Annotated in this window: 10 protein-coding genes; 3 read left to right on the forward strand and 7 right to left on the reverse strand. The window is 65.3% G+C overall.

Features of this window, described 5'->3' with window-relative positions:
- Positions 1–1,217: amidohydrolase (locus ACI944_RS07635; RefSeq protein WP_411718458.1), on the forward strand; the 1,217-nt coding region annotated here is incomplete at its 5' end.
- A gap of 61 nt (positions 1,218–1,278) precedes the next feature.
- Here ACI944_RS07635 and ACI944_RS07640 read toward each other — a convergent pair.
- Both ACI944_RS07640 and ACI944_RS07645 read right to left on the reverse strand, forming a co-directional pair.
- Positions 1,279–1,776: an NYN domain-containing protein gene (locus ACI944_RS07640; RefSeq protein WP_411718459.1), complete on the reverse strand. Its 498-nt coding sequence runs from the start codon at positions 1,774–1,776 to the stop codon at positions 1,279–1,281.
- A 69-nt stretch (positions 1,777–1,845) separates the two neighbouring features.
- On the reverse strand, positions 1,846–2,586 hold the full coding sequence (locus tag ACI944_RS07645) for a proteasome assembly chaperone family protein (protein ID WP_411718460.1): 741 nt from the start codon (positions 2,584–2,586) through the stop codon (positions 1,846–1,848).
- A 157-nt stretch (positions 2,587–2,743) separates the two neighbouring features.
- Between ACI944_RS07645 and ACI944_RS07650 the strand changes: the two genes are divergently transcribed.
- Complete coding sequence (locus tag ACI944_RS07650) at positions 2,744–3,655, forward strand: RsmB/NOP family class I SAM-dependent RNA methyltransferase (protein ID WP_411718461.1); 912 nt, start codon at positions 2,744–2,746, stop codon at positions 3,653–3,655.
- Positions 3,652–4,230 carry a hypothetical protein gene (locus ACI944_RS07655; protein ID WP_411718462.1) on the forward strand — a complete coding sequence of 193 codons (579 nt, stop codon included), beginning with the start codon at positions 3,652–3,654 and terminating at the stop codon, positions 4,228–4,230. The genes ACI944_RS07650 and ACI944_RS07655 overlap by 4 nt, the downstream gene beginning before the upstream one ends.
- 456 nt (positions 4,231–4,686) lie before the next feature.
- On the opposite strand, the gene cofG is transcribed toward ACI944_RS07655, so the two are convergent.
- The 5 genes from cofG to ACI944_RS07680 form a co-directional block, all read right to left on the reverse strand.
- Positions 4,687–5,772, reverse strand: a complete 1,086-nt coding sequence (gene cofG, locus ACI944_RS07660; RefSeq protein ID WP_411718463.1) for a 7,8-didemethyl-8-hydroxy-5-deazariboflavin synthase subunit CofG — start codon at positions 5,770–5,772, stop codon at positions 4,687–4,689.
- 45 nt (positions 5,773–5,817) lie between these two features.
- Complete coding sequence (cofC, locus tag ACI944_RS07665) at positions 5,818–6,426, reverse strand: 2-phospho-L-lactate guanylyltransferase (protein ID WP_411718464.1); 609 nt, start codon at positions 6,424–6,426, stop codon at positions 5,818–5,820.
- On the reverse strand, positions 6,426–7,181 hold the full coding sequence (locus ACI944_RS07670) for a hypothetical protein (protein WP_411718465.1): 756 nt from the start codon (positions 7,179–7,181) through the stop codon (positions 6,426–6,428). The genes cofC and ACI944_RS07670 overlap by 1 nt, the downstream gene beginning before the upstream one ends.
- Positions 7,171–8,349 carry a tubulin/FtsZ family protein gene (locus ACI944_RS07675; RefSeq protein WP_411718466.1) on the reverse strand — a complete coding sequence of 393 codons (1,179 nt, stop codon included), beginning with the start codon at positions 8,347–8,349 and terminating at the stop codon, positions 7,171–7,173. Before ACI944_RS07675 ends, ACI944_RS07670 begins: the two co-directional genes overlap by 11 nt.
- Before the next feature lie 81 nt (positions 8,350–8,430).
- Positions 8,431–9,390: a complex I NDUFA9 subunit family protein gene (locus ACI944_RS07680; protein WP_411718467.1), complete on the reverse strand. Its 960-nt coding sequence runs from the start codon at positions 9,388–9,390 to the stop codon at positions 8,431–8,433.
- Positions 9,391–9,673 lie beyond the last annotated feature (283 nt).

A 9,673-nucleotide genomic window follows, 5' to 3' on the forward strand; every position in this document is an offset into this window, starting at 1 on the left:
CCGAACCTGCCTGGCGGGAGTTTTGGACCACCGCCCGTATCGTCTCCGAAGTTGAGCGCATCGGCGTCGATGAACTGCACGTCGGCCGCGACGCCCTGGCTGGTGACCGGCTCGCGGTCCCCGACCCTGAGGATCTCGAGCCCTGGATGGATCGGGCTCGCGAGGCGGGCGCTGACCCCGATGTTCTCGAGTCGTTTTCGGGCGGATGGACCGGCGCTGTCGCGGTGTTGGAGCGGGGCGAGGGTCCGACCGTCGGCCTCCGGGTCGACATCGACGGCCTCCCCCGCGAGGAGTCGACCGACGCCGGCCACGTCCCCGCCCGCGAGGGGTTCCGCTCCGAGACGGGGGCAATGCACGCATGCGGCCACGACGCCCACGCCACGATCGGCCTCGGGGTCCTCGAGTCGATTGCAAAGAGCGACTTCTCGGGCACATTTAAGCTGTTCTTTCAGCCCGCCGAGGAGGTTATCGGCGGGGGGAAGGCGATGGCCGAATCGCGGCACATCGACGATGTCGAGTACCTCCTCGCGATCCACATCGGCCTCGACTACCCGACCGGCGAGATCATCGCCGGGATCGACGACTTCCTCGCTGTCACGCAGTTTTACACGACGTTCGAGGGCTCCCCGGGCCACGCCGGGGCGCGGCCGGAGGAGGGCAGAAACGCCGTCCAGGCGATGGCGACCGCGGTCTCGAATCTCTACGGCATCGAACGCCACAGCGACGGCGAATCGCGTGTCAACGCCGGTCGCGTCGGCGGCGGCACCGCCACGAACATTATCCCCGAGGAGGCGTTCGTCCACGGCGAGGTCCGCGGGGAGACGACCGAGATCCGCGATTACACGTTCCGCCGGGCCAAACAGGTCTTTGAGGGCGCAGCCATTTCTCACGACTGCGAGGCCGACGTCACTATCGAGGGCGAAGCGCCCTCCGCCGAGAGCGATGTCGAGTTAATCGATATCGTCCGATCGGCGGCGAAGTCGGACCCCGATATCAGGCGGGCGAGACGGCGAGGCTCGATCGGCGGCAGCGAGGACGCGACGTTCCTGATGCGGCGCGTCCAAGGGAACGGCGGCCTGGCGACGTACGCTTGCATCGGGACGGACCACCCCGGTGGCCACCACACTGCGACGTTCGATGTTGACGAGGACTCCCTGAAACCCGGTGTCGACGTGCTGACGGAGGCGATCCTCGAGATCGCCGATACGGAGCCGTAACGGGCGTAAACGACCACGAACTAGGTGACCCGTGGCTTTGTGTGCTCTCTCAGCCCACCTCTTAGAGGAGATATCGCTCCTCGTCGGTACTCAGGTCGTTGACCGAGTCGGCCGCCTCGATGAGTTCCTCGGCCATCGAGGGACCGAAGCCGAACACCTCCGTCCGGACGCCCTCGTGTCTCAGGTGGGTACACAGGCGAGCAAAATCGCCGTCGCCGCTGCAGAGAACGAACGTGTCGATCTTCCCGGCAAGCGTAACGGCGTCAAGACACATCCCGAGATCCCAGTTGGCTTTCTGTGAGCCGTCGGCAAACGTCTTAATGTTCTTTATTTTCGTCTCGAAGCCGATGTCGCGGAGCGCGTCGAAGAAGTCCTCCTCGGAGGGCGAGTCCGCGCGGATCACGTAGGCGATCGCGCGGACGAGGTTCCGGTCGTCGACCGCGGCATCGAGCAACTCGGTGTAGTCGACGTTCCGTGAGTAGAGACTGTGGGCGGCGTGATAGAGGTTCTGTGAGTCCGCGAGAACCGCAACGCGCTGAGACGGATGGATCGGTCGCATACGGCAAATCGTCCGTCGTCGGCTATAGGTCTTGGCCTCCGTCCCCGAGAGCGGCGGGCGTCGCGAGCGTCACTGGAACCCGCGTATCGGCTGGGCCTGGGTGCTGCCGTCCTGATCCATCTCTTGGAGGCGCTTTGCGAGCTGTTCGCGAGCGTCTTGGATCTCGCCGGCCTTCTCGACCAGTCGATCAGTATCGATGTCGATATCGGCGATCGGTCCCACCCCGTGCTTGAGGATCGTCCGAGACGCCTCCGGGTCGGGGAACCGGGGATCGGTCTGAACGATGAGCCCGACCGAGTCGAGTTCCGTCTCGACCGCGCGGTGCAACAGCGCGCCGGTCGGCCCCGAGACCATCCCACCGCCGCGGGGCGGGACGATGCCGGCGTCATCAAGTTCGGCTTCGCCGTCGCCGGTCGCGACGCCGTACAGCTCCGGCGTACCCTCTTTTTCCTCGGCCAGCCCGCTGAGATACAGCGGGAAGACCCCGTTCGAATCGAGCCATCCTGTGACGCAACTCGCGAACTCGGTCACCTGCGTCGGCGACACCGGCACGTCGCTGCGGAGGACGAGGAGGTCCATCGCCTCATCCGCGTAGAGGCGGACTGGCGGTAGAAGCGCCGATGACTCACCCTCGTAGACGGCGATCCGCGGGAGCCCATCGCAGTGTAACGCCCCGTAGTACGTCATGTCGAACGCATCGACGAGGTGGTCGGCGGCGATCTTGCCGACGAGGCCGGCCCCCGGCAGCCCCTCGACGAGCGTTGGCGAGTCGAGCTCAATATCCTCTTCGATGATCTGGACGTGTGCCATACGCGGGGGCACGCGTCGCGGTCCCTTAAGCCTGAGCCGTCCCGACCGTCCGGTCTGACCGACAACCGCCTTGAGCCGTAGCGGGCAGATCACGGTCGGAACCGACGCGTCGGGGCGACACCGATACCGACAAACCGCCGCGGGGGCGACTGTGCGCATGAACCCGCTCTCAAGATACGACCCCATCGTCGAGGATCCGGCGGCGTTTCACGACGCCTGCGAGCGGCCGTTGCCCTCGGTCGTCCGGGTCAACGGCATCAAAGCGACGCCCGACCGCATCCGGCGGGCGTTCGAGTCGGCCGGCGTCGAGTTCGACCCCGTCGGGTGGCACGAGGGGCTCTTTCGGCTCGGCGAGGGCGAATCGCCCGGCAACTCCTGGCCGTTCGTCCACGGCTGGGTGTATGGCCAAGAGGAGGTGTCCGCGGTGCCCGCGCTGGCGCTCAATCCGGACCCCGGCGAGCGCGTGCTGGATTGCTGTGCCGCGCCGGGAAGCAAAACGACCCAACTCGCCGCGCGGATGGACGACCGGGGGCTGCTCGTCGGCAATGACAACAACCTCGGCCGGCTGTCGGCGTTGCGGTCGAACGCCGAGCGTTGCGGCGTGACGAACCTCGCCGTCACGCGGGCGGATGCGCGCAACTTCTCGTTGAAGCCCTTCGACGGCCAGCCGTTCGACAGGACGCTCGTGGACGTTCCCTGCTCCTGTGAGGGGACAATCCGAAAGAACCCCGATGCACTCGATAACTGGTCGCTGGATCACGTCGAGGGGATCGCGGGGGTTCAAAAAGGGGTCCTCGAACGCTCGATCGAGATTACCCGGCCCGGCGGAACAGTCGTCTATTCGACGTGTACCTTCGCGCCCGAGGAGAACGAGGCGATCCTCCAGCACGCCCTTGAGAACCACGACTGCCGGCTGCTCGAGTACGAGTTGCCGCTCGAATACGTTCCCGGGCTCACAGAGTGGAACGGCGAGTCCTTCGACGACTCGATGCGGCGGGCAAAGCGGATCTACCCCCACCACAACGACACCGGCGGGTTCTTTTGTGCGAAACTGGAGGTGGCCGGATGAGCGACGGATCTGATGGGTCGGCGGACGACGCCGGCGGCCACGACATCGACGGGGAGGATCAAGACAACGCCGCCTCTACGAACGAGGGTAGCCGCTTCGACCGCCTGCCAGCGACCGCGACTGACCGGACGGTCGAAGGGCGCGCGACCCGCGAGGAAGCCGTCGGCTGGTGGGTCGAGCGCTTCGGACTCGATGCCGAGCGCTTCGAGGGACACACGTTCTGGGAGAAGGGCTCGGGGAAGATCTGGGCTTTCGCGGACGACATCGACTCGCCCGCCGAGGTCGAGGGGCTGGGGATGACCTTTCTCCGGACCCGACAGGAGCACTGGAAGCCGACGACGGACGCCGTCCAACGCTTCGGGCGTGACGCGACGCGGAACGTCGTCGTGCTCACCCGCGACGAGGCGCGGGCGTTCCTTCGCGGCGAGACGACCGACCCCGACTGGGACGGCGACTGGGGATACTTGATCGCGGCCCACGAGATCGCCGGCGAGACCGAACCGGTGGGCGTCGGCCTATATTTGTACGGCGAACTCCGCTCGCAGATGCCGAAGGGTCGACAGCGGGAACTGTGACCGGCGTCGAACGGTCGGGATCGAGGTGGGGGTTAGATCCGGCCGATACGTCGGATCTAGTTTTTGTAACTGTCTAATTAAATTATATAAACCCTCTGGGACATACGCTCGGGGCCATGCCCGAGAGGCGGGCGGCGAACGAAGTGAGTCGACCCCCAAGCCCCGGCCTATTCCACGTGCGAGGGATGGGCGACGTGGGATCGAGGACTCCACAGGCGAACGGGCGTATCGCGCCCGTAAGCGAGCAAATCGACTGAGGAAGCGTCTGGATTGCGTGCGGATTATGTGTGGATTGCGGAAGTGGCTGCGGAGGCGTTCACGTGTCGTGAAAGCGGCTGCTGGGGCGTGTGGTCATGAGGCTCTGGATGCAACGATAGCATGGGTATTTCATCGTTGACGGGGGCAAAAGAGATCCTAGTTACACAACGCGTCGACCGGATCGCAGGCTCCGCGGACTCACAATAGATCGCGATACCGCTGCCCTGCCTCATCATCGGCTTCGATCGCGGCCTCCATCTGCTGGGAGAGCCACGTCTCGGAGACGTATCGGTCGTGAACCGGCAGCCGTTCCGAGAGGGGGACTCCGGCGCGGTCGGCGATCCCTTCGAGTTCGTCCAGTGCCGGCCACGCGTATCCGGGGTTGATGTGATCGTCGGTGACCGGCGAGACGCCGCCGAAGTCGTCGACCCCGCAGTCGAGTAGTTTCTCGACGGGCGCGAGGTTCGGCGGGGACTGGACGCTGACGGCGTCGGGCAGGGCCGCCCGAGCCATGGCGGTCACCCGTCGCATCGTCGCCAGATCGGGCGAGCCGCCCTGCCAGCGCTCGTTCTCGGCGACCGGCTGGATGATGACCTCCTGGACGTGGCCGTAGCGCTCGTGGAGCTCTCGAATCGCCAACAGGCTCTCGGCGCGATCCTGAAGTGTCTCGCCGATCCCGACGAGCACGCCCGTCGTAAACGGGATGCCCAGCTTTCCGGCGGTCGCGATCGTCGCCAGCCGCTGGCCCGGGGCCTTCGAGCGCGGCCCGCCGTGGGCGGCTACCTCGGCGGTGGTCTCGAGCATGACGCCCATCGAGGCGTTCACATCGGCGACGCGGGCCATCTGCTCGCGCGTCTGGTCGCCGGGGTTCGAGTGCGGAAGGAGCCCACAGTCGAGGGCGATCTCGCAGGCCTCCCGGAGATACGAGTGGATCGAGTCGTGGCCCAACTCGGCGAGTTGTTCGTGGATCTCGGTGTATCGGTCGTCGGGGTCGTCGCCGAAGGTGAAAAGCGCCTCCGTACACCCGGCGTCGGCACCGCGTTCACAGATCTCTCGCACCTCTGCTGGCGACAACAGCGAGGCCGCCCCCGGCGGGTCGTAATACGTGCAGTACGTGCAGGTGTACCGGCAGGCGGTCGTCAGCGGGATGAAAACGTTCCGCGCGAACGAAAGCTCGGGGGCGGAATCGACATCGCCCGGCGTCACGGCTAGTAGCCGCTTGACTGCCTCCGCCGGGATTTCAATGTCGATCCCGTATTCGCTCGCCCCGAACACACCACTCATTCAGGCACTCGAAGGAATAAAAGGATCGCCCCCGGTCAGTGTCGGCTACCGGGGTGTCGACCGACGGACCGTGGCGCGCCCGCCGGCCGTTTCGAGTTCGATCCCCGCCTCCCGGAGCCAGCGGGCGGCCCGGCCGTCGCCGTGCAACAGCACCTCCGCGAGATCGTCGGCTTCGTCGATGTCCACCGCAAGCCGAAACGAGTCGACCGTCGTCGTCGTGCCGACCTCCGTGGCGATCCGCCGGTGGTCGGCGATCGACGCGCCGTGGTAATCGACATAAAACTCCGGAGTTCGGACGAGGAGAGCATTCGTTCCGCCGCCGAGCCCCGGCGCGAGGACCACATCGCCGTCCGCATCGAGCAGCCGCGACAGGGCCGCCGGGGTCGCGAGCGCGAGGTCCGCCATCACGACTGCGACGGGGGGTTCAATACGGTCGTTGACGGCGTCTGTCAGCGGCCGGTCGTCGACGACGACCGGCCACGCCGATTCGATCGGGTCCGTTGACAGGACCATCGGCGATGCTCCTGTCGATTCAACGGCGCAGCATACGTCATAAAGCATCTCCTCCGCGAACTCGGCGCGTTCGTCCGGGCCGAGCACGCCGGCGAGCCGGGTTTTGGGTCGGCTCGCCGCGAACGGAACGAGGACGTCCATTATTTTAGACGGCTCGGACCCTGTTGTCTGGACTTGTACACCCAGTAGCCGCCACCAGCGAGGATCGCGAGCACGATCACGGCGCCGACACCGAGCAGCGCGTTCCGGATAAGTCGGCTCTGGGAGGCCTCGCTCTCGGCCCGCTCAGCTAGACTGATCGCGTTTTCGAAGTTCCCGCTCTCGTAGGCCGAAATAGCGCTGTCGAGGGAGTCTCGCGCGTCGCCACCCGAGTCGCCGACACTTTCGCTGGCGCTATCGATCGCCTCGCGGGCCTCTCGGCTCTCCGCAGTATAGTGGTGGCTCTCGTAGCTTCCGATAGCACGCTCGGTGCCGCCCGACCGTTCGAGCGTGAAGTTCGCGGCGATGAAGCGATCCGGCGGCTCGTAGCTCAGGTTGCCTATTTCCGGGGTCGTCCCGGTGACACGGATCTCGACTCTCGCCGTGTCGTCGTCGATGTCAATCGGTTCGGTCGCGGACGCCCCGTCGGTGTCCTCACGGGAGAGTTCATCGCCCGCCTGGTTGTACCGCCGGATCGTCCAGGTCGCGTTATCGAGTTCCGTGTTCGTGACGAGCGTCCACCGCTCGAACTCGTCGAAGAGGCTCGTCACTTCGAACGTCGCCTCGAAATTAGTCCCGACCTCCGACTCCTCCGGAAGCCCTTGGGAGCTACTATCCACCGCGGCGGCCGATCCAACGAACAACGTGCCGAACAACAGGAGGGCGACGAACACGGCACCGAGTGCGCTACTCTTCATCGTCGCCGTATTGTATCAGGTCCTCTAAGTTGTCTTCGCTCTGCGATCTGAGCTCCTCGCTTCGCTCCTCGGCCTCGATCGCCATCCGCTGCATGTCCTTGACGCGCGGAACGTCAGTGACTCCGGCCAACACGACGATGGCGGCGACCTTATCCTCGTTTGGCAGCGGGTAGTCGCCCGCTCGGACCTCCATGCAGCCGGTCTGGTCCTCAAGCCACTTCCGCGCCTTGTCTATACCCTTCCGGTTGAGCGCATCCGGCGGCCCCGACACCAAAAGCAACGCCCGCTCGGTGCTGTCGACCTCACACTGCAGCGTCAGCTTACCGAGCGTCGCCTTTCGAACGAGCGAGGTGATCCGGTTCGTCGCGTCGCCGGCCGTCGAGAAGCCGTTCTTGTCGTCGCCGCCGCCGCGGAGCCGATCGAGCAGCCCCGTGTTTCCCCCGCCGGGGTCGACGAGTTCGCTCGCATAGCCGATCGACGTGATCCCGTGTTCGCCGAGCGTATTGATGATCTCGGAGGCGTCGACAACGCTCTCAGCGACGTTGTCCCCGAGGGCCTCAACCTCGCCCGCCGAGAATAGCGCGCCGAAGCGGGTGATGATCTCATCATTGATCTCGGCGTAGCCCTCGCCGATGCTCTCGCCGCCGGTCTTGAACGCGTCGTTGTCGAAGACGAGGAGGTTGTCGACGGATTCGGCGAATTCTTGGAACGACCGGGCGGCGTTTCGGTTGTAGATACCCCCCTCGTCGCGACTCGGGAGAATGCCGAGGCCGTAGATCGGCTCGACGTAGAGCCGCTGGAGGTGCTCGGCCAGAACCGGCGAGCCGCCGCTGCCGGTGCCGCCGCCGAGCCCGGCGATGATCAAGAACGCGTCGATCTCCGAGGACACCATCTTGTCGATGGCGCTTTGGATCTCCTCTAAGTCCTCGCGAGCACACTTCTCGCCCAGGTCAGGCTCGGTCCCGGCGCCGTGGCCTTTCACCACCGACTGCCCGATAAGGACCCGGTTCTCGTTTGGCACGTAATCGAGCCCCATCAGGTCCGCTTTCGCGGAGTTGACGGCGATGGCATGGCCGATAATGCCGGTCCCTCGGCTGGAATCGTACTCGAGGAACCGGTCGAGGATCTTCCCGCCGGCCTGCCCGAAGCCGATCATTGCAAGTTTCATATCAGTCCTTATCAGATTAGCGTCCCATGGGACTGATAAGCTTTCGGCCAACGTCTGACGCTGAGCGTACGAAACGCAACGTCACGCGAGTTTTGCGTCCGCACTCGCGTTCGCGTCCGACCCCAGATACGACGCGACTGTCAACAGGTCCCCTGTGTCGACTCCGAACGCCGACGTGTCGTTCCGTTTGACCGTGTTGTCGAACTGCAGCGATCGGAACTGATCGGAGCCCATCCGGGGGACGCCCGGGATGGCATCAAGCACCGACTCGGGAACCGCATCGAGTGATTTGAGCCCGACCCCCGCGATCGACATCGGGATCGAGATAACGCCGACTGACCGCCCGTCGGCCCCGTGGGCGAGTTCAGCCAGCTCCGCGAGTGTCAACACCTCCGGCCCCCCGATCTCGTACGTCTCCCCGGCGTGGGGGTCGTTCCCTGCCTCGCCGCTCTCTATCGCGTCGGCAAGCAGTGGAACGAGGTCACCGACCCAGATCGGCTGGAACCGGGTCTTGCCGCCGCCCGGCAGCGGCGTGACGTAGGGCGGCGCGAGCCGCTTCGTGTAGGGGATGAACTCCCCACCGTCGCCGAAGACGACCGAGGGGCGAAAGATGACCCACTCAAGATCCGATTGCTGGACGATTCCCTCCGCGAGCCCCTTCGCGCGAACGTATGCGGTGTCGCCGTGGGGGTCCGCGCCCAGCGCACTCAATTGGACCATCCGGTCGACGCCGTGTTCTTCGGCCGCCTGAACGACGTTCGCCGTTCCGCCCTCATGAACCTCAAAGTGCATCTCGTTGCCGCCGGACGGGCGGAACAGCGGCGACAGTGCCACGAGATTGACGACGGCGTCTTGCCCCTCAAACGCCCCCTGAATCGAGTCGTACGCCGTCACGTCGCCCATGACAATCCGAACGTCCGACGGGAGAGCAGCCGAGTCGAGCGAACGTGACAGCGCCGTCACCTCGTGGCCCCGATCGTGTAACTCCCGACAGAGGTGCGTGCCGATGAATCCCGTCCCGCCGACGACGAGTACGTGCATAGGCGAAAATAGATCCGCGCGCCGTATAAACCATCGTGACGCGGGCCGCGGGTCGGCGACGTAGAACGGTATGGCCCCCTGCAGCACTGGCGCCGCAACCGGGGGTCAGTACTGCTGCTGTCCGGCGGGCGGCGGTCGTACGACGGCGGCCACGCATGAACTCGTGTTTGCTGTGAACTATACGCAAGAAATTAGTCCCCTCACGTTAAACGTCATCCGATCGGTGCAGATGGAGGAGTCAAACAATGTACACAGACATTCTATACCCGACTGACGGGAGTGG

The organism is Natronomonas sp. (assembly GCF_046710025.1).
Taxonomy (GTDB): Archaea; Halobacteriota; Halobacteria; order Halobacteriales; family Haloarculaceae; genus Natronomonas.